This is a genomic window from Paenibacillus radicis (ex Xue et al. 2023) (assembly GCF_024722015.1).
Taxonomy (GTDB): domain Bacteria; phylum Bacillota; class Bacilli; order Paenibacillales; family NBRC-103111; genus Paenibacillus_S.
The window spans coordinates 128546-148229 of record NZ_JANQBD010000017.1 but is presented as its reverse complement, the minus strand read 5'-3'; the positions used below and the strand labels follow the sequence as shown (position 1 = coordinate 148229).

General features: G+C 45.2%; 17 protein-coding genes. 7 read left to right on the top strand and 10 right to left on the bottom strand.

The genetic code is table 11. The features are described 5' to 3' along the window. Positions 1–100 precede the first annotated feature (100 nt). The gene (locus NV381_RS22810) at positions 101–994 is read left to right on the top strand and encodes a LysR family transcriptional regulator (protein ID WP_258215592.1); all 894 of its coding nucleotides are present in this window, start codon (positions 101–103) and stop codon (positions 992–994) included. 11 nt (positions 995–1005) lie between these two features. On the opposite strand, the gene NV381_RS22805 is transcribed toward NV381_RS22810, so the two are convergent. The 6 genes from NV381_RS22805 to NV381_RS22780 all read right to left on the bottom strand — a co-directional run bounded on the left by NV381_RS22805 (position 1006) and on the right by NV381_RS22780 (position 5710). Continuing rightward, positions 1006–1386, bottom strand: coding sequence for a PilZ domain-containing protein (locus NV381_RS22805; RefSeq protein ID WP_258215591.1), 381 nt, complete (start codon positions 1384–1386; stop codon positions 1006–1008). A 130-nt stretch (positions 1387–1516) separates the two neighbouring features. Further along, positions 1517–1954 (bottom strand): hypothetical protein, encoded by a 438-nt coding sequence (locus NV381_RS22800; RefSeq protein ID WP_258215590.1) that lies wholly within the window; start codon positions 1952–1954, stop codon positions 1517–1519. A gap of 48 nt (positions 1955–2002) precedes the next feature. Then, complete coding sequence (locus NV381_RS22795; protein WP_258215589.1) at positions 2003–3451, bottom strand: hypothetical protein; 1449 nt, start codon at positions 3449–3451, stop codon at positions 2003–2005. A 32-nt stretch (positions 3452–3483) separates the two neighbouring features. Next, positions 3484–3903, bottom strand: coding sequence for a hypothetical protein (locus NV381_RS22790; protein ID WP_258215588.1), 420 nt, complete (start codon positions 3901–3903; stop codon positions 3484–3486). 77 nt (positions 3904–3980) lie between these two features. Then, positions 3981–4541: a hypothetical protein gene (locus NV381_RS22785; protein WP_258215587.1), complete on the bottom strand. Its 561-nt coding sequence runs from the start codon at positions 4539–4541 to the stop codon at positions 3981–3983. A 71-nt stretch (positions 4542–4612) separates the two neighbouring features. Continuing rightward, positions 4613–5710 carry a metallophosphoesterase family protein gene (locus tag NV381_RS22780; RefSeq protein ID WP_258215586.1) on the bottom strand — a complete coding sequence of 366 codons (1098 nt, stop codon included), beginning with the start codon at positions 5708–5710 and terminating at the stop codon, positions 4613–4615. Positions 5711–5898: 188 nt separating this feature from the next. Between NV381_RS22780 and NV381_RS22775 the strand changes: the two genes are divergently transcribed. Beyond that, positions 5899–6960: a phosphatidylinositol-specific phospholipase C/glycerophosphodiester phosphodiesterase family protein gene (locus NV381_RS22775; protein ID WP_258215585.1), complete on the top strand. Its 1062-nt coding sequence runs from the start codon at positions 5899–5901 to the stop codon at positions 6958–6960. A 103-nt stretch (positions 6961–7063) separates the two neighbouring features. On the opposite strand, the gene NV381_RS22770 is transcribed toward NV381_RS22775, so the two are convergent. Then, positions 7064–9700, bottom strand: a complete 2637-nt coding sequence (locus NV381_RS22770) for a metallophosphoesterase (RefSeq protein ID WP_258215584.1) — start codon at positions 9698–9700, stop codon at positions 7064–7066. Between the two features lie 1195 nt (positions 9701–10895). Between NV381_RS22770 and NV381_RS22765 the strand changes: the two genes are divergently transcribed. Then, complete coding sequence (locus NV381_RS22765) at positions 10896–11591, top strand: queuosine precursor transporter (RefSeq protein ID WP_258215583.1); 696 nt, start codon at positions 10896–10898, stop codon at positions 11589–11591. Between the two features lie 10 nt (positions 11592–11601). On the opposite strand, the gene NV381_RS22760 is transcribed toward NV381_RS22765, so the two are convergent. Genes NV381_RS22760 through NV381_RS22750 form a run of 3 tightly spaced genes read right to left on the bottom strand, consistent with a single transcriptional unit; the run spans position 11602 to position 15327 of the window. After that, positions 11602–12756 (bottom strand): Ger(x)C family spore germination protein, encoded by a 1155-nt coding sequence (locus NV381_RS22760; protein WP_258215582.1) that lies wholly within the window; start codon positions 12754–12756, stop codon positions 11602–11604. A gap of 1 nt (position 12757) precedes the next feature. Next, positions 12758–14236, bottom strand: a complete 1479-nt coding sequence (locus NV381_RS22755; protein ID WP_258215581.1) for a spore germination protein — start codon at positions 14234–14236, stop codon at positions 12758–12760. Further along, positions 14233–15327: an endospore germination permease gene (locus tag NV381_RS22750; protein ID WP_258215580.1), complete on the bottom strand. Its 1095-nt coding sequence runs from the start codon at positions 15325–15327 to the stop codon at positions 14233–14235. Before NV381_RS22750 ends, NV381_RS22755 begins: the two co-directional genes overlap by 4 nt. A 169-nt stretch (positions 15328–15496) precedes the next feature. Here NV381_RS22750 and msrA point away from each other — a divergent pair, with 169 nt between their 5' ends. The 4 genes from msrA (at position 15497) to fabF (ending at position 19453) form a co-directional block, all read left to right on the top strand. Next, on the top strand, positions 15497–16480 hold the full coding sequence (gene msrA, locus NV381_RS22745) for a peptide-methionine (S)-S-oxide reductase MsrA (RefSeq protein WP_258215579.1): 984 nt from the start codon (positions 15497–15499) through the stop codon (positions 16478–16480). A gap of 53 nt (positions 16481–16533) precedes the next feature. After that, positions 16534–16812: a YciI family protein gene (locus NV381_RS22740; RefSeq protein ID WP_258215578.1), complete on the top strand. Its 279-nt coding sequence runs from the start codon at positions 16534–16536 to the stop codon at positions 16810–16812. Positions 16813–16993: 181 nt separating this feature from the next. Next, a complete protein-coding gene (locus NV381_RS22735; RefSeq protein WP_258215577.1) occupies positions 16994–18013 on the top strand; it encodes a ketoacyl-ACP synthase III in 1020 nt (339 codons plus the stop codon). A 204-nt stretch (positions 18014–18217) separates the two neighbouring features. Beyond that, positions 18218–19453 (top strand): beta-ketoacyl-ACP synthase II, encoded by a 1236-nt coding sequence (gene fabF, locus NV381_RS22730; RefSeq protein WP_258215576.1) that lies wholly within the window; start codon positions 18218–18220, stop codon positions 19451–19453. The last annotated feature ends 231 nt before the right edge of the window (positions 19454–19684 follow it).

Genomic DNA, 19684 nt, shown 5'->3' with positions numbered 1-19684 from the left:
TTGATGATGAGTAAGGGCGGCTTACAGCTAAATGAACAATCTGCATGTTTCTGAATTACAGCAGTCGTAAACAACCTGTGAAGGGAAGGTGCAAGTAGCTATGGATTTGACCTATCTGCGTACATTTCGTGAGGTTGCAAGGCGACAGAGCTTTACGAGGGCGGCTGAAGAGCTTGGTTATGCGCAGTCCAGTATTACCATGCAAATTCAGAAGCTGGAGAAGGAGTATGGTGTGTCTTTAATAGAGCGGTATGGTCGACAGCTTCGGCTGACCCCGCCTGGAGAAGAGCTTCTGAAGCTGGCTGTGCAGATGCTCGATTTGTATGATCAGTCAAAGGAACAAATTGCAAATCAAATCGGAGGTTCGATCATTATCGGTACCATCGATTCGTTAGCTGCCTATTATTTGCCGCGCTATTTGCAGCAGTTGAAACAACAGATTGTGGGATTGACCGTCCAACTGCTTCCAGAAAGCGAGTCCGTCTTATTAACTAAAGTAAGGGACGGAGAATTTGATGTGGGGCTGCTGCTCGATCGTTATCCTGCGGATCCGACCCTTCATTGCATTTCAATACGTGAGGAGCCCTTGGTCTTGATAGCACCTCCTGCTCACCCTCTGACGAAACAAGCTCATGTGAGGATTCAAGATCTGGATGATATTGAATTAATCGTTTCTGAAGAAAGTTGTATTTATAGGGGGATTTTTGAAAAGCTGTTGAAGGATCATGGGATTCAATTTCGAATCGGCTTCGAGTTGGGTAGCTTGGAGGCGATCAAGCAATGCGTTGCTAATGGTCTGGGGATTGCACTCATGCCGCTGATTGCGGCACAAGAAGAAGTGAATCGGGGAAGTATTGCGATAGTCCCCTTTGCTCATGAGGCTCTTCGGTTCGAGCTCCAGCTTATTATACATCCCAAGAAATGGATGTCTCAAGCGCTGCTTGCTTTTATAAAGATGCTGACAGGCGAGTCTTTGAATGCATCGAAGGAATAGATCGTAGATCGTTAAACGACTTCTATTTTATTATGAGTTGCCAAAACTTTGATGTCAGCAAGCATCTGGTCTATTTCAGAATCGATTAACTCCAACTGAATTCCGTAATGGAAGGAGTGCTCGGTTTGCTTTTGCCAGCGAATGGTTCCACGGTATTTCATAGCTTGACCATCAATGGCTAAATTAACTAGCAGCTTAATCCGATTATTCTCAGCATTTAAGTCCAATTTTGTATAGAGCTTACAGCCGGACTTGCTTAGATCGATAATTGCAGCCTCAGCTGGTTTCGCCGAGATGGGATAGCCATTAATCTGAATAATTTCAAATGTGCATTCTGTTGGAGTCGTTAGCATGTACCTGAATGGCTCTTTTCTTTTACTTTCTACTGTCATAATAGATCCTCCTATAAAAATGCATGAAGACGCTCTGGTTTTGATTGATGTCAATAGTATAGTCTCATTCATAAACCAGGACAATGCGCTTGATTGAAACTTTATAGTAATTTAAGCAAATTGTTACCATTTACCAATTGAACTGACCTGGCTTCCCATTAAAGCCCTCAAGTACCTCGAGAATTAAATGATGGGGTTGAGTTTTTTCCGGATTAAACGACTCACCTAGCTCATTATGGAAAGAAGATAGAGGAATGCTGGAAGGGCCGCGCGATAACATATTGGTTTGATAGGTATAGTTGTCATTGAGTTTAATGGTGACATTTGTCCAAACAAAATCATTTTGGTTATCGATCATTAAATGCCGGGGAGCAAATGAAAGCGCCACAAGAAGCTCAGGCTCTTGTATATTACTAGTTTGGCTAGAGCATCCGACACAGAAGGAAAGGAGAGGAAGCAGGATGCATAAGCTAAGCGGCAGCCATCGTTTGGATATAAAGCTTGTACTTATAAAATGCCGTGAACTTTGAAACAGAGCTATCGGAATAAAATTCACCTTCTTATTCATGGGGCTTTGCTCCTCTCCTTATCATACCGGGATGGTCGAAATGCGGCTTTATTTTTTGTAGGATAAGCTTAGGTCAAACCACATTTCTGGAGAGTCCGGATGACTGGTGTGAACCTCTACGGCTAAAGTATTGACGCCTTGCACCAACAGATTCCGGTGGTTGCCAAGGGAGACGGTTTCATATAATCCGCCAGTATGGGGAACAGCTAGTGTTCGGTAGTCGACAAGCCCTTCACGGATCGAATCTCGGGAAATTTCAACTCCATTCAGATAGGCAATATAACCGTCTTCAAATGAAATATGCATTATCCACTCTTTAATCGCTGCAGAAGCCTCAGCTTCATCCAGAATGAAGCTTTTGCGAAAGTAGTACGCTGGCGATTGGAGCTCCGCAGAGAGCGGGGTACGAATGTTGTTCTTACGGCCGCTGTCCGAGGAGCGGCCGAATGGCGCGGCTGACCAACGCCAGCCAGCGTCGTTGTACTCAGGGCTGCGCCAGTCCTGACGCGGCAGCCGCTCCATTGACCGGGCGGGGGTTTCCCCGGTCAGGTCAAGCCCTGGCGGTACTTCGGCGTGGACCTCCGGTCCACCCGCATGGTACCGCCACATGGCGCCGATGCTGATCGGCGCCCGCTCCTGCACAGCAGCCGGCTGGCGCAGCGCGGCTGCATCAAGCTCGAGCCGGTCCGCTGCGCGACCGGCTGGGTCCAAGGGCAGGGCAGCCTCGAGGCGGCTGCCCTGCCCTTGGACGATGAGCAGCCCGCCCGAAGGGCTGCTCACGGTCCACTCCGCCCACCCGCGGTGGGCGGAGCTGTGGTAACCGGCCTGCGGCTGCGCGGTTACCGTGGCTTCCGGCGCGTAGACCCGCGCGCCGATCAGCATGAGATCGGCGCCGCTCTCGGCGAGCCGATCCCACACCCCGGGCTGCACCGGCTCCTTCTGGAGGAGCACGATCCGGTGCAGCTGGGGATTCTCCGCCGCGGTTCGCTTCAGCCAATCGAGCTGTGCCGATGGCTCCTCATCCAGCTTCGCGGCGTTAAGAAACCAGAACCGGGCTTCGCCATAGTCGAGGAAGTAAGCGGTTCTGCCATATCCCTTTAGCTGTTCCTCCGGGATATGAGGGAACAAATCCCCATACTGGTCTCTAAAAGCCGCGGTACCCTCATTCCATATTGGGAAAAATGACCGCGGAGCAGGCTTTCTAGCGGCTTGGTTGTTTGACGTGTCGCTTGCCAGACTTGCCTCTCCCGCCCAAAACATAATATCTTTACGAGCCTCCAGCTGATGCTGTAAACGGCTCGGCTCTTTAACAGTCTGCTGTCCGATCAAGTATCCAATGGTCCATGCTGGAGAACGGTTCACATTCGAGCTCTGCTCCATAATCCCTGTAAGAGGAGGTTTGGACATCAAAAGTGTAACCGTCAAGCATGCAAGCATTAACACGAATAGCATGGTTATTGGTAAGGCTGATATGCTTCCTCTGCCTTTACTTTTCACTCCATCGCCTCCTTCTCTAATAATAGTGCTGATTAAGCGGGCCAGCCGAACAATGCATGATACACAGGAGGCCACAGGAGTATAAGCAGAATCAGCATAATGGTGGCAAATGCATAAGTCCACTTGCGAAGCTTGAAATCAAATCGCATCAATAGTGGAAGCAGTATAAGCCAGCTGGTGAGCCACACAACAAGTGCTGCGGCTTGTTTGCCTGCAAAGGGGCCGATTCGATGCCCATTCGGAAGCCAGGAGCCCCATTGCAGCAATTTTGGATTAGCATGAGGAGCATCGGCAGCACTCCACCAATGAGCTGCGGTAAGCGCAGCCATGCCAAGAACTACTGCAGCCATCGCGGCAACCGCTTCACCAGACCGGGGCTGCTTGGATGTCTCCGTTCTCTGAGGGGTTTCCTTGATTTGCTGTGACTCTGCTTGTTCATATTCCGTTTCCATAATGGACCTCCTTACATCAGTTCTTAATACATGAAGATTCGGCTTACAGAGTTAAGCTCCTTCGAAACCATACCTCCTTACGCCAGCTTCCATTTTGCCAACACAAGACCGAACGTAAATCCGATAAACAAGCAAAACCACATGAAGGTCAGTAAGATACCGACCACCCATCGAATCTCATCCATCTTCCTGCCTTCTGAAAATCTCCGAATCAGTACACTGGCAGCCACTCCCAGAGGAAAGGTCATGAGGCTGACAAATTCTTTGTATTCCATAACAACCCAATGGCCCATAGGAGCGTGTAGCTTAAACCATTCCGAAGCTCCTTCAGGAGCCTGGTATCCGATATACAGCCAATTTCCAGCGATTATCGTTGCCAAGGTTAGCAGGTTGGTCGTAAGCAGCCGCCACTCCAGCTTAGCTCTAGCAGCCTTGTTCCCTCTGGCGTAGGTATAGTAAGCATGCCAAGTATAGGTTGCGACTAATAAGGTTAGCGATGCTCCAAGACCATGCAGGACGCCGGATAAACGTTGGCTTCCCGGGCCGATTGCATTTGCCAATGGGATGAGCAGGAAAAAGAGGATAGCGATCATCCCCTGAGCAATGGCCATATCACGGTAAGGAGCTCCTTTTTTCATTTGCAGTTAGCCTCCTGAAAGTTTTCTGTCTAAAACTTGCTTCGTAAGCATAAGCTCAGCTTTCGCTAGAATTATCGCTCAACGATAAACGAGTCGATCTCATTTTGCTGAAGATCATACGCTCTAAAGGTCGATTTGCCGCCATCTACGTCCACGACCATGTAATGGTAGCTAGCCTTTGGACCTACAACGACTTGTTTATTTTCTTTATTACCCGAATATAAGGGAGCTCCAGCACCGCCAACCGTTAATTGATAAATGGTGTTTGTAAACTGATAGCCACTTCCATCAAAGCTGCTGTCCACTTTTCGCCGGTTGTAATTATGCTCATGGCCTACAAATACAGCGCTAACCTTATACTTGTCGAGAATAGACCATAAGGCGTCCCGGGAAGCCGGGTCACCGTCTAATGAATTCCCTAGATGGGCGCCAATGGGATAGGCGGGTACATGAAACTGAACGAAATTATGTTTTTTATCGCTTGTTTTGAGCTGCTTTTCTAACCAATCAAGCTGATCCTTATCGATAATATATTTCTTTTTCGCGTTGGTGCGGTCGGAATTAAGTGTGATGAACCGAGAATTGCCGTAATCAAAAGCATATACGGTCTTGCCATAGCCAGTGAGCTGCTCCTTAGGAAGTGCAGGGAATGATTGCGTGAATATAGCTTCATCATGCTCATGATTGCCTAGTGCCGGATACAGGGATGTAATTGGGAAATAGTCATCAACAATATTTTTCCAATCCTCCAGTTGTTTTCCTACATCCGAACCGCCGACCACCTGATCACCGGTAAATAAAATAAATTCGGGTAATGGAGACAGCTTTTTTACCTTTTCCATCAATGCGCGAAGTGTGGTTTCGTTAGTTCCGGTGGAGGATCCCCGGCTGTCACCCATAACTACAAATCGATAAGGTTTATCCGCAGCCTGTCCCGATGAATTTGCCGGTGGCTGTGCGCTGCCAGGTGCTGTATGGGTTCCGGGAGCAGAAGCTCCGGGGGTTCCCGGACTAGTGGTTCCAGTGCCTGGAGCGGGAGCTTCACCTGATGGCGGAGCTGTTTGTGGTAACGGAGTATTGGACATGCAGCCTGCCAATAGAGTTATAGCAAGAACTAGCACAGGAAGACTACTATGACGATTTAATAGGATGTTTACTATATTACCCAATATAATCACCTCCTAAAATTGTGCCTATTATATGACATTCGATTCTCAAAGTCCAATTTACAGCTTGTTTGTGCAAAGTCATAACTTTCACCAATTTTTGTGGTAGTTTCTTCTACTTTATGGGTAATTCAATTATGAAACCAATCCATAGAGAGAAAACAAATCCAAAAACAAAGGTGAGGATGATGATGAGAAACATACTGATAGCCTGCTTATCCATTCTGCTCTCGGCAACTTTATGGCTTCCGGGGAAAATGACAACCGCTTATGCAGCCGATCCCCCGGAATGGACCCGATATCCTTTAATTGCCCACGCATTAGGTGGAATTGACGGTATTGATTACACCAACAGTTTACAAGCATTTACTCAAAACTATGATAAAGGACAACGTGTGTTCGAGATTGATTTATCCTTAACCGAAGATGGCAAACTAGCTGCGCGTCATGATTGGATGGGCTATTTGGCGCAAAAATTCGAACAGGATATTCCTGAGAATAAGCTGGATGAGCCTCTAACCTTGAAAGAATTTAAAAGCTATAAAATTTTAGAAAAATATACGCCGCTCTCGTTCAATGATGTAGTCAGGATATTAAACAAACATCCTGATGTTTATTTTATCACGGATACGAAGGAAACGGACCCGAAGTTGGTTAAGCAGCAGTTTACTTTAATCCGGGATACGGCTAACAAAGTTGATCCCGCAATTCTCGATAGAGTTATACCGGAAATATATTCACCGGAAATGATGGAGACGGTTAAGGAAATTGTACCTTTTAAAAATGTCATTTTTTCGATCTATTTAAGCGCTATGGAACCTGATGAAGTTGTTAATTTCGTGAAAAATAATGGGATCCGAGTGGTAGCCATGCCGACAGAACGGGTTACCGATGGTTTTATTGCGGCTCTAACTAAAGCTGGAGTTGTTACTTATGCGCATTCGATTAATGATACAGCAGAAGTGAAACAGCTTATGGATTTGGGAGTCCATGGTGTTTATACAGATTTTCTCACCTATGCTGACCTGGGAATCAACCCGACTCCTTTGCATTCAGCAGCACTGGCCGACGCGAACGCAGATATTAAATCTCAAGATTCCAAGCTGAATGCAAGTATACTGCAACCAGCAGTAACTGCTGCTGTAATAACCGAGCCCCTTGCTAACGGGCAAACGATTGCTCAGGCACCTCAGAAAAGCGCTTGGGAAACGCTAAAATCATTATGGACCGAGCTCATTTCCACTATCTTGTAATACACTTCAAACATAATTTTTTAAAAAAATCTTCATAACAAAAAGGGATTGAGAAGCGGAGGACGAGTCCTCCGCTTTTAGTGTTTCTTGCAGTTGATTACTTTTACTTTGTATGAAATGACCATACCTCAGATTTGCTTTGCCCTCCGAATTCATCTTGAGAGACTGCATACCAATCGTATTGTTGATCGGGCTGCAATCCGTAGTAAGTTACTGTAACTGAGCTGCCGCTTGGGACATTCTCCACTTGACCTATTAGGTCATTAGTGCGGGCGTATATACCAATGTAATCGGTGGCGACCTGTTTTTCGATAGGCTTGAGATTAAGCGGCAGGACGAAATCATCTTCATCTGGTTTAAAAAAATTCCACTTCTTTATATAAGGCGAGTACGTATTGACCAGCAGCTTGTTATTTGTTAAATCAAACTGTAGAAACCTCATAAATCCTTGGCCGCCTTCGGGTCCATTCTGGTAGTCGCTGAGCATTTCAAGAACTGTACGGTCGCCAAGCTTCTTAATATTATAAGCTGCACCCGGATTGTGGCCGCCTAATACCATAAATACATTGGAATTAGGAACGACAAGCTTCTCCCAAACTCCTTTGCCTTGGCCGTAATATGCTTTGCTTGGCTTTAAATATTCATGAGTCGCAATGATCGCGTTGCGGTCAGAATATTTATGTAATACACCGTTTGCCCAATCAAATGTTTTTTGATCGATCAGCCATCCGAGGTATACAATAACAAAGTCATGACCGTTAACGGATACTAAATCATAATGATCTCGATTATTGTTCAAGTCTCCTCCAAAGGTCGGTTGATTAACAAAACGCTCTCTGCCAAAATACTTCCAAAACTCATCGTAGTTGCCAACGTCATAATAAACATCGTGATTCCCTGCGACAACTCCGTACGGTATATGCGCATCATCCAGCGTTTTCATGCTCGCAGAGGCTCGTTCCCATTCCGCTTTGCTGTTCCAGTTGTTCACAATATCGCCGGTATGAAGGAGGTATTTGAATTTCTTGTCCTTCCAATTATCAACGACCCATTGGGTCATTAAATCATAAATTTTCGGATACGACTCCGAATAGTACTGCGTATCGGTCATCCATACAAATGCAAAATCATAGTCACCGGTCGAAGGAATCCTATCTTGAACTAGTACCTCTACGCGTTCGTTTCTGACATGAGCTGGGATAATCTTGCCATGCAGAGTGAAATCCTCTGTACCTTTATTGGAATCGAGATCATCCCAGGCCGCTTTTTCATAATTCCACAGGTACATTGTTACCAGACGATCGGGGAGGGAATGTCCCGTCCATACCGCTTCTGCATCCTTAGGCAAGCTGCTGCCGACATTGAACGAAAATCGGTGGTAAGGAAAATTCTCCTTATCGTTATTTAATAAATACTTGCCGTCGCGAGTAGCAACGAGCTCTCGGTCTTGCGGAGTCAAAACCGTTTCTCCGGAAGGGATTAAGGTTAACGGAGGTTCTCTATCGACGGCATGGGCATAGGACTCATGGATGCCGCCTAACTGAGCCAGGTCATAGCGTTTTGCTTTATAGAATGATACCTTCATAGGATCGTCCGTAGCATCGCTTACACGTACACTAAGTGCTGTTTGCTTTGATGGAATTGTACTCAAATCTGCCGGAGCGGCCAATACAGGCGGATTTGGCTTTTCATCCAATACACGAAAGGTTACCGATTTGTCCCGTTCATTGCCTGCTTTATCAGAGGCGGCGACATCCAGCTTATGTTCTCCGACAGCAAGCTTGGTAGTGTCGATCTCGGCAGGCAGTTCAATCAGCTTCCCATCCAGTTTAATTACTAAGGGACCGCTTCCAGAGCCTTCATCGGTAGATTTCACATTAACATTGACTTTATTTTTATAAGTTCTGCCCTCTATTGGGGTAATAATCTCCAGAGTCGGAGAAGTGTTATCAACTTGAACCGTCACTGCTTTTGCTTTTTTACCGGAGGGACCGTCGGCTAGAAGCTGTATTTGATGGCTGCCATCCGATATCTCTTGAGTATCCCATAAATAAAAAAAAGTACGGAATTTCTCGTCTTTGATCGTATAGTTGAAATCTTTGTAAAGCGATAAATTAGTTGGCTCCCCAGCCTGACCGTCCCCGACTGTGTAGGTGGTGGCGGTTTTATAATTGGGATCGTCCAGCACCGTTCCATCTCCCAGCTCGAATTTCAAGGCGCGAAACCGCCAATCATCATGCTCCCCGGCTTCATCCTGCCGTGAAGCTAAGCTGCCTGATCGAAACGTTACTTTGTTGTTACCGGACTTCAGTAAATGAGCTGGGACTGGGATAGTGACCTTAGTAAAAGTAGTGGCATTAGTCTCGAAGGTATGAACTAATTTATCGTTAACCCACACGCTGTTCAAGTATCCGTTTCCCGCTTCCATATCATTGATTTCGAGTGTAAGAAGTGCATTTTGCTCCATAACGGGTTTAGTTGGCATTTTCGTCCCGTCAATGAGCAGCTTCAGATTCTTATCCATCGTTGCACTAGTGACTCCGATTAGCTTAATGCCTCTAACAAAATCACCATTATCCAGTGATAATGCAAATGAATCCTCAGCGCTCGCAGCTTGATGCCATTTAGTTTGAACCATAAGAGACCATAGGATCATCGAGACCAGTCCCGCAAAGGCGATCAGGACAGCGATGATTATTACAGTTCTTTGCTTTCTATTCATAGATGATCGGCTGTTCATACGATGTGCGCCCCCTATCGTTGCTCACCCCAAAAACCTGCATTTGTACATCCTTTTGACCGTTTCATTGGCATTATGCTTAAAATTCATGCAAAGATACATCTTTTATTCATTCTTCACTGAACCGGACCGATTTTCCGTGAAAATTGCTGTACTTTTACACTTTTTTCCTCTTAACAGCAATTTCGTTAGAAACAACTGCATGTTTGCAGGTTTTTTTTAAGCTTATGGTCGGAGGAGGTTATGCACTGATTTTGAGTTGAGCCTTTTACATTAAAGTTAAGCCCTTATTTAATTTCATTACCCCGATTGCTATCCTCTTAAATCAGAAAATTCCTATATTATGGCAGTCGATTTAGCAAGGAAAGTAGAGTTGGATACACCTATATTAAGTCAAATACAAGCATGATATTATCGGCCTTGTTTCCAGTTAATTACATAATTAGAAAAGGAGCGAGACGGAAATTTATTTGCTTCTTTCAGCATTTTTAGGTGAAGGGGGCTGTAGGGAGAGCTGTTTGGTGGATAGTACCTTAAGAATTCGCAAGTAGAATCCAGACATCATTATGGAACGCATGTATATATAAGTGTTAATAATAGCGCACCAACAGGTAATTGGGGAGACATTAATTGGGAACTTATAGACGGATATTCGAACATTATTGCCAGAGGCACGTTACCAATCCTTTAACTGTATTTGGCTATCCCAATTCGAGTGCTCACAATATCACTGCGGATTTTGTATTGGACAGCTCTAATCAGAACGATGCGAGATTAGTACTGACTTGCACGAGCGGGAGATGCCAAGGGGACGCGTATATCGAAACGACTAATTAGTAATTACAAAAATCAGAGACTCAGAGTGCAAATATATCCTTGGGAGATGATTGTATGAAAAAACGTTTCTTACCGCTGCTTCTAGTTGCTGCGTCTATATTTCTAGCTGTGCTGCCTGCAAATGCCCACAGGTGGCTTCAGATTAGAGATGTCATGCATTAATTACAGCGGATCTAATGGTGAGGCGTGGCTGGATGTAACGGATCAATCTGTGCATTGCTGGATTTAACATAGCGTGATAAAATAAATGCTTCGGTATTTTTTTCGTAAATACCGAAGCGGCTTAACTGGCGGGCCAATCTGTCGCCGGTCGCGGTTCGAAATCCTCCCGCGTAATCAAAACTAAGGAGTAGTTACAATGTTTAATTTAGTATGGGGTTTTGCATTCGTCATCGTCAATTTTGCTTTGTTTCTAGTCAGTTACCGGCTCTTTGGCCGTAAGGGGCTCTATGCCTGGGTAGGTATTGCGACCGTGCTGGCTAACATTCAGGTTGTCAAAACGATCGAAATCTTCGGAATCGTCATGACGCTGGGGAACTCGATCTATGCATCGATTTATATGACGACCGACCTGTTGAATGAAAAATACGGGGCCAAGGCTGCGAAACAAGCCGTTTGGTTTGGATTTTTCAGCTTATTCGCTTCAACGATCATTATGCAGATGGTGCTTGTGTTCATTCCTCAAGAGACTGATCTGGCACAGGAGGCTCTAAAGCAAATATTTGGCTTGGCACCGCAAATTGCCCTTGGAAGTGTGTGCGCCTACCTGGTCAGTCAATTCCTCGATGTTTATGTATTCAGTGCATTAAAACGAAGGTTCCCGGATCGCAGGCAGTTTTGGCTGCGCATCAATGGAAGCACAGGACTCAGCCAATTTGTTGATTCCCTGGTATTCTGTTCAATCGCCTTCTACGGAGTGTTCCCAATTGATGTGTGGTGGCAGATTCTATTGACAACCTATGTGCTGAAGTTTGTCATTTCGGTTGCAGGAACGCCGGTATTGTATATTGCACGTTCCTTCCCCGCCCATTCGGACGATAAACCCGATAATTAACTAATTAAGCTCAAGAATGTACTTTTCCTTTATATTTTCCGGTATGCATAATATCCACATGAACCTCGACCTTGCCCAAGGTCTCTTTTTTTAGTACAAGCTTGTTTTCCTTTTGCAATTCAAACCATTTCCCCGAGTCTTTTCTATACAGTTCTCCAAGCAAATTTAGTGTGTCCATCTGAAGCGGGAGTCCTTTTTGATAGGTTGAAATGACTTCATTGCTTACAACTGCTTCGGCTTGTTTTTTCATCGTATTCACGGTGATGTTGGATACCATTTCATCGACATACGCACTAGCTTTAATGTTTACTTTAAACCGCAATTCATTATTCTCGAAGTAATACTGTATAGAATGATGGGGCTTAACCATTATCAAAGACGCATCCGGGTTTTTATTATCAGGAATATTTATAAGGGATCGTTTCATTTTTTTTTGCAGCCATCGTACTCCCTTGAGATCATCTTCAGAATACCAATGTGCAATCAGTTGTTCATTAATTAAGTAGGCCCCGTCTATTAGAAACATCGGTGTTTCCTTTTCATCCTCACTCCAAACATCTTTGGTTACAGAGATAGATGGGAGCATGGGGGTGCGGCCCAGTTCATTGATTTCTGAAATAATCTTATAACCATATTGAGGAGGAATAAACGATCTTTGTGAAAAAGTATCCTCAGGGGTATCCAATATTGTATCCAAAGGTGAAAGCTTAAATATGGACTTTTGAGTAAAGATTTCGGTCAAAGGATGTTTCGTCCCATATAACAAAACGTTATAACGAACCTCACGGTAACGGTTAATAGCGTCATAGGCTTGACGGAGCGTCTCCTTCTGTTTTAATATCTCTTCGCTGCAGACGATAGCTTTGACATGTCCCCAGTAAACCTTTAATTGTGACGTCGCATAGATTGAAGTCATAGCTTCAGTAATGGTTTTGCCAACCCCTCTGCCGATCCACACGGGCACATTTTTACCAATTTCAAAATTTTCACTTTTGGCCACATTCGAGAAGTTTAAAACCTGAACATAGACCTTAACTTCGTTATCCTTAAAATCGAGCCCAAGAGCCGTTACATAAGCCAAGTTTTGAATAGACTTGGAATCCCAGCATCCGGATAGAGGCAAGAGCGTTATACAAATGAGAATCAGTTTAGTCCATAATTTCACACTAATCTTCCCCTTGTCGGTCCGAATCTATGGTGTGCAAGGAACGTGGTCTTGATTTATTTTTGCCCCAAGGAATCCGGAATATGGCTCCCCACAAATCTTTAATAATAAGTGGTGATATTGGCGACAGATAGGGCACGCCCAGGGAGCGAAGAGTGCTCATATAGCCAATTAACAGCACTATGCCCAGGAGGAGCCCAAACATCCCAAGAAACGAAGAAATGAAAAAAAGCACAAGACGAATAACACTAACCGATGCGCTTAACGATTGGCTGACCAACGTTGTCCCGCTGACGGCCGTTATTGCTCCAACGACAACGACACTTGGTGAAACCAAGCCTGCTCGAATGGCCGCATCTCCTATTATTAAACCGCCGACAACGGTCAAGGTTTGACCCAGGGAATTCGGCAGACGCAAGCCTGCTTCTCTAAAGATCTCTAACAATAACAATAAAATAAACAACTCAAGCTGCCCGGAAAACGGAAGGCCAATACGAGCCGAGGATATGGTTGCCATAAGCCTGAATGGAATTTGATCCGGGTGGAATGAAGAGAGTGCTACCCAAGCTCCGGGAAGGAGAATGGATAAACAGAAGCTGAATATCCGAATAAAGCGGGCAAATGAAATATATTGGAAGCTAAAGTATAGATCTTCAGGCGATTTCAGCATAAGCAAAAAGGTAGCAGGACCAATTAATACCATCGGATTTCCGTCAACTATGATTACGAATCTTCCGGCAAGCAAGCTGCTGACCGCCTTATCTGGCCGGCCTGTATAGTCAAGCAATGGCATTAGAGAATACTTGTTATCGGTAATCGTCTCTTCGAGCTGGTTGATGCTAAACAGTCCGTCGATCTGAAGCTGGCTTATTTTCTTTTGGATTCTTTCCAATATTTCGGGAGCGATGATATCTTGAAAATACAATAAACCGACCTTTGTTTTGGTCCGTTTTCCTAGTGTGTAGGTTTCATAGTAGAGGGAAGGGCTTCGAAGACGTTTGCGGATTAAAGCTACATTGACGCTAATATCCTCGACAAATCCATCCTTCGGTCCTTTGATGGACACCTCCGTACTCGATTCCCACGGAGTGCGCTGAGGACGATTGCAAATGCACATTTTGTATAAAGCATTAGTTGGAGGAAACAGCAGCAGGAGATCCCCTTCAAAGATCAATTCGGATATTTGTTCAGATGTAGCGTTAGCTTCCAGAGGTATTAATGGCAAGCTGCCGTAAGTACGGTCTAGAAGCAGTTCTTTAAACCCGTTTTGACGAAACAAATGCTCAAGCTCCGGAAGGACGACCTCTCCAATTTGACTGGTCTCGCATAATCCTTCGCTATATAAAAGAATGACTTCAGCGGATGAGATATCATTCTCAAACCGATAGCTTATGATTTGAACATCCGCCGAATGAGGGAATAGAGCCCTTATCTTGTGCTCATTCCAACTCTCTACGGGTTCAAGCATCTTCCCATTCATGCAATTTCCCCCTTAACGGTCTTAGAAAATAAAGAGATAGTGATGCAGACGATGGATAAAAAGAAACCAATCGCAAGTGAAATGGGCATGTAGTACCGATACATCCATAAATAGAAGGTATAACTGTCAATAGGGATCATAGAGAGTACGCCATAGCAGATAGTGATGAAAAGTATAAATCGGTTTCGCTGCTTCGAAGTTGGAAATGGCAATAATTCTGCAAGTAGAAATTGGGCGAAGCTGATTCGAATAACGGCACCGGAAAGCCATTGGAACTCGGATAAAAAATCGACATGCTCGATATTATTGCCTAATTTGACCAGCCGCCATTGCTCATAGGGGGATTCAAATTGCTTGGCCGCTTCCTCCTGTCCAAATTCGGTAATTCCGCCAACAATCGGACCAATAGTAATATAAATCATGATAATCCCCAATATTACGAGCTTCCAGGCGCGAAGGTTGGATTTCAATCGATGCTGGATGGCGATGATCATGAACATCTCGATAAATCCGCCTCCGGCATAGAGCATCCCGTGAATAACAGGCTGTAATCCATGCTCCATAACAGGCTGCAGAAGAGTATAGTCTTTACGAGGGGAATTCGAGAAAGAAACGAAATAACCCAATAGAACGACGATTGGAAGTAAGATTCCCGCGCTCACGGCAATCATGCTAATGCCTGATTTGGCGTAATAATAACAAACCAGACATAAAGTAATAACCAAGATAAGCTTTGGAGTGGAAGGCAAGTAGTTGGTTATTGTCCATGTTGCGCTATGCAAGACAGTACTACATCCGATTAGAAACAGCTGCAGACAGATCGGAATTACAATCATCCATGACACAATAGGAGTTGTTTTTCGAGCTAACCAAGGCTGGAGCTTTTGCTGACCAGATTTTTTCATGAACCATACAAGAAGAGCGCACCATGGGAGAAATAAGGCCCCGGTAAATAAAACAGAAATCCAGGCGTCTCTTCCGGAGGCATCCAGTAGCATTGGGTTCACAATGACATGATTCGTAAGTCCATTCATTAGCATAAGGATCATACAGACCTGCAAAAAACTGATTTTCTTAAGTGACGTTTCCATTTCACATCCACCTGAAACTTTTATTTTGTATGGTTATATTTTTCCATTCGATGCAGTAAATATGCAGATCTTTACATTCGTATGGTTTTTGCAGCTCATTTGGAAAATGTCTGAAACCTTGTTATGATAAGAAGTGGCAAGTTATTTCTTATAGGGTGGAGGGATACGGATGAAAGATGAGACCGAAAAGAAGGGCAGTTACGAGCTAGCGACGTTTGCAGGAGGATGCTTTTGGTGCATGGTTTCTCCATTTGAGGAAATGCCAGGGATTCAGCGAGTCGTTTCGGGTTATGCGGGTGGAAGCACTGTAAATCCCACTTATGAGCAGGTTTGCTCGGAAATGACAGGGCATGCGGAAGCGGTGCAGATTACTTATGATCCGCAGCTATTCTCTTATGAGAAGCTGCTCGATATTTTCTGGCAGCAAATCGACCCGACGGATGCAGGCGGACAATTTCATGATCGCGGGCGTTCCTATCGAACAGCGATATTTTATCATAGTGATGAGCAGAAGCAGTTGGCGGAGGCTTCCAAGCAGAAATTGGAGCAAAGCGGACGTTTCAGCAAACCTATTGTGACAGAAATCGTTGAGGCGGGACCCTTTTACGAAGCAGAAGACTACCATCAGGGCTATCATCATAAAAAAACGATGCATTACAAGATGTACAGAAAAGGCTCAGGTCGTGATAGCTTCATAGCCGCTCACTGGAATACTGAAGAGGATAAAGAGAAGCTAAGAAGCAAGCTGACCCCAATTCAATATGAAGTGACACAAAACAATGCAACCGAACCTCCTTTCCAAAATGAGTTCTGGGATCATAAAGGTGCAGGCATATATGTGGATATCGTATCAGGAGAGCCGTTGTTCAGTTCACTTGATAAATTCGACTCCGGCTGCGGCTGGCCAAGCTTCACCAAACCGTTGGTATCTTCAAATGTGAAGGATAAGCAGGATTTCAGCCATTTCATGATACGGACTGAAGTGCGCAGCCGGGAGGCGGATTCGCATTTGGGCCACGTTTTTAATGATGGTCCCAAGTCAGCGGGAGGACTGCGTTATTGCATTAATTCTGCGGCGCTGCGTTTTATACCAAAGAATGAGCTTGAGAAGGAAGGCTATGGTACTTATCTGGGATTGTTCGACTCCGAATAATCCTGGATAAGGCTGTCTTAAATAATAAACTTTTATTTTGGAGGGATTTTCTGATGAAATATTATGCCGTTTTTTTACCTATCATTAATATTGAGAAAAGCCAGCAGTTCCGTCCCCAGCATCTTGAATTTCTTGAAAAGGGTCGTAATGAGGGCAAAATATTTGCTAGTGGCAAGTTTTCAGACGGTTCCGGTGGATTGGTTATTTACATAGCGGAATCAACGGATGAAGTTGTGGAAGCGGTCAGACAAGACCCTTATGTATCCAGCGGCGCAAGGGGTTACGAAATACATGAATGGGAAATCGTCACGAAAGCCGTTATTCCTCAATAAATCGGATATAAGTGATCTTGATGGCATTATTCATATTCCCTAATAGAGAACCGGCTCCCAGCACATGATGTGTGCAGGGGGCCGGTTTTTTCGGATTGACAAGGACAAGCTGAGGAAGTTATACTGATTATAATTAGTACTAGGTACTAATACTAGATAACAATCAAAGGAGCGTTGATCCATGTACTTACAACATGCCCGTATTACAGCTATTGGCACCTATGTACCGGAACGCATACTACGAAATAAAGATCTCGAAGACATGGTGGAGACAAGCGATGAATGGATCGTACAACGAACCGGAATTCGAGAGCGCAGAATTAGCAGACCCGATGAATATACCAGTCATTTATGCGTAGCGGCGGTTCAAGATTTGCTGCACAGATATAATAAGACCGTTAGCGATGTTGATTTGATTATTGTTGCCACAAGCACACCGGATTTTCCTTTTCCAAGTGTTGCGGCTATTGTACAAGACCGTCTGGGTATACAGACGGCTGCTGGTGCTATTGATTTGAGTGCAGCCTGTGCCGGCTTTGCCTATGCGCTGCATACGGCACATAGCTTCATTGCATCAGGGCTGCACCGCAAAATTCTGGTTATCGGAGCGGATACGATTTCGAAGATAACAGATTACACAGACCGTACAACCTGTGTGTTGTTCGGGGATGGAGCCGGTGCTGCATTAGTGGAGCAGGATGCAGAGCAATCAAGCTTCGAGGCCTTTCATATGGGAACGGAGGGCAAGGGAGGTATCCATGTTTACCGCACCGGCATTGCCAACAAGCTCAATGAGGTGGAACTGAAGGACTCTAAGCTGCTCGTACAAAATGGCAAGGAAGTGTTTAAGTGGGCGGTGCGCACAGTACCGGATGGAATGAATGCTTTACTTGAAAAAGGCGGACGGAGCATGGATCAGGTAGATTGGTTTATTCCGCATAGCGCTAACTTGCGAATTATTGAGCCTGTATGTGAGAGAAGTGGGTTTCCCATTGAGCGAACCCTCTACAGCCTCGTGCAGTTCGGCAATACATCTGCTGCAACGATTCCGCTTTCGCTTGACTTGGGCATTCGGGATGGGAGAGTAAAGAATGGAGACCGATTGCTGCTCTACGGATTTGGAGCAGGACTTGTACAAGCGGGCTTGCTATTGAAGCTTCAACTGGATCAGCAAATCAATGAGCCTTTAATATCTTACTAATAATGAGTGTTCAATAAGTCAACTTTTCAGCACCGAGAAGGTTGCGAGAACCTGAAGAAGGAGGAGCGGAGTGTAGGCAAAACCTACATGAGCACCGGACTTCGAGGGTGAACGCAAGATTCGATGTCGAATAAGCTTCCTGAGTTTACTTCGTGATCAAAAGTTGGACTTTTTGAACAACCTCTAATAAGGAGCTGTTTCTATATGTCAAGACGTGTGGCTGTTACAGGTTTAGGAGTTATATCCCCCCTCGGATCGGATGTTTCATCCTTCTGGAGCCGACTGGTTCAAGGGGAGTCAGGAATCTCGCGCATTGAGGTGTTTGACCCATCTTCTTTTGCTACGCAAATAGCCGGCATTGTTACTGATTTTCATCCGGAGGATTACTTCGAGCCCAAGGAGCTGCGGCATATGGACCGTTTTGTACAGTTTGCTGTAGCGGCGGGGAAGCAGGCTTTGACTCATGCTGATTTAAAGATTACGGAACAAAATGCGTTCCGCGTAGGAGTGTCCATTGGAACCGGGATTGGCGGAATTCAAACCACACTCGACAATCATAAAACTATGCTGGAAAAAGGGGCACGCCGCATCAGTCCGTTCCTTATCCCCATGATGATCGCTAACATGGGATCGGCTCAGCTATCTATTCAAATAGGGGCAAAGGGGCCGAATACAACGCCTGTTAATGCTTGTGCTTCCGGAAATAATGCAATCGGAGAAGCCTTTCATCTTATCCGATGCGGCGCTGCAGATGCGATGATTGCCGGTGGGGCGGAGTCGCCGGTGAATGAACTGTCTTTTGGAGGCTTCTGCAATATGAAGGCGATGTCGACACGAAATGATGAGCCGCAGAAGGCTAGCCGGCCGTTCGATGCGAATCGTGACGGATTTGTGATGTCAGAAGGGGCAGGGGTACTTGTACTGGAGGAGTGGGAGCATGCTCGTGCTAGAGGCGCTACAATTCTCGCGGAGATTATTGGCTATGGGCAATCTGCGGATGCCTATCATATAACAGCACCTGATCCGGAAGGAACAGGCAATTCTATGGCTATGAAGGAAGCGCTTAGGGATGCTGGCGTACAGCCGGAGGAAGTCGATTATATCAACGTGCATGCAACCGGTACTCCGCTTGGTGACCGTGCAGAGGTAAAGGGAATCAAACGAGTATTTGGTGAACATGCGTACCAGTTGAAGGTGAGTGCTACGAAATCAGCGACAGGGCATTTGTTCGGTGCCGCCGGAGGGCTAGAGGCTGTAATTACAGTGAAGAGCTTGATGGAGGGCATTATCCCGCCAACGATTAACTTCGAGAACCCAGACCCGGAATGTGATTTGGATATTGTCGCTAATAAGGCGGAAGCTTCTCCGATTCAGTTGGCCATCTCCAACGGCTTCGGCTTCGGGGGGCACAACGCAGTCCTCGTATTTAGAAAAGCCTGATCTTTACGCGGTTTGTTGCCGAAGCGCAAACCGCGTAAACCTCTCCTAAACCTCGGTATTCTATGAACCGTACCTTGATCCTCCTTGCAGCTTCTCGCTTTTTTCAACCACTAATTGACAACCCTTCATTAAGTCCATTCATTCTAAATAATAATGCTGAATATACAAAATGTGAGATTAATCTCCTAATAATGGATGAAAAAGTGTAAGATAGAGCTTGGGCAATATCCA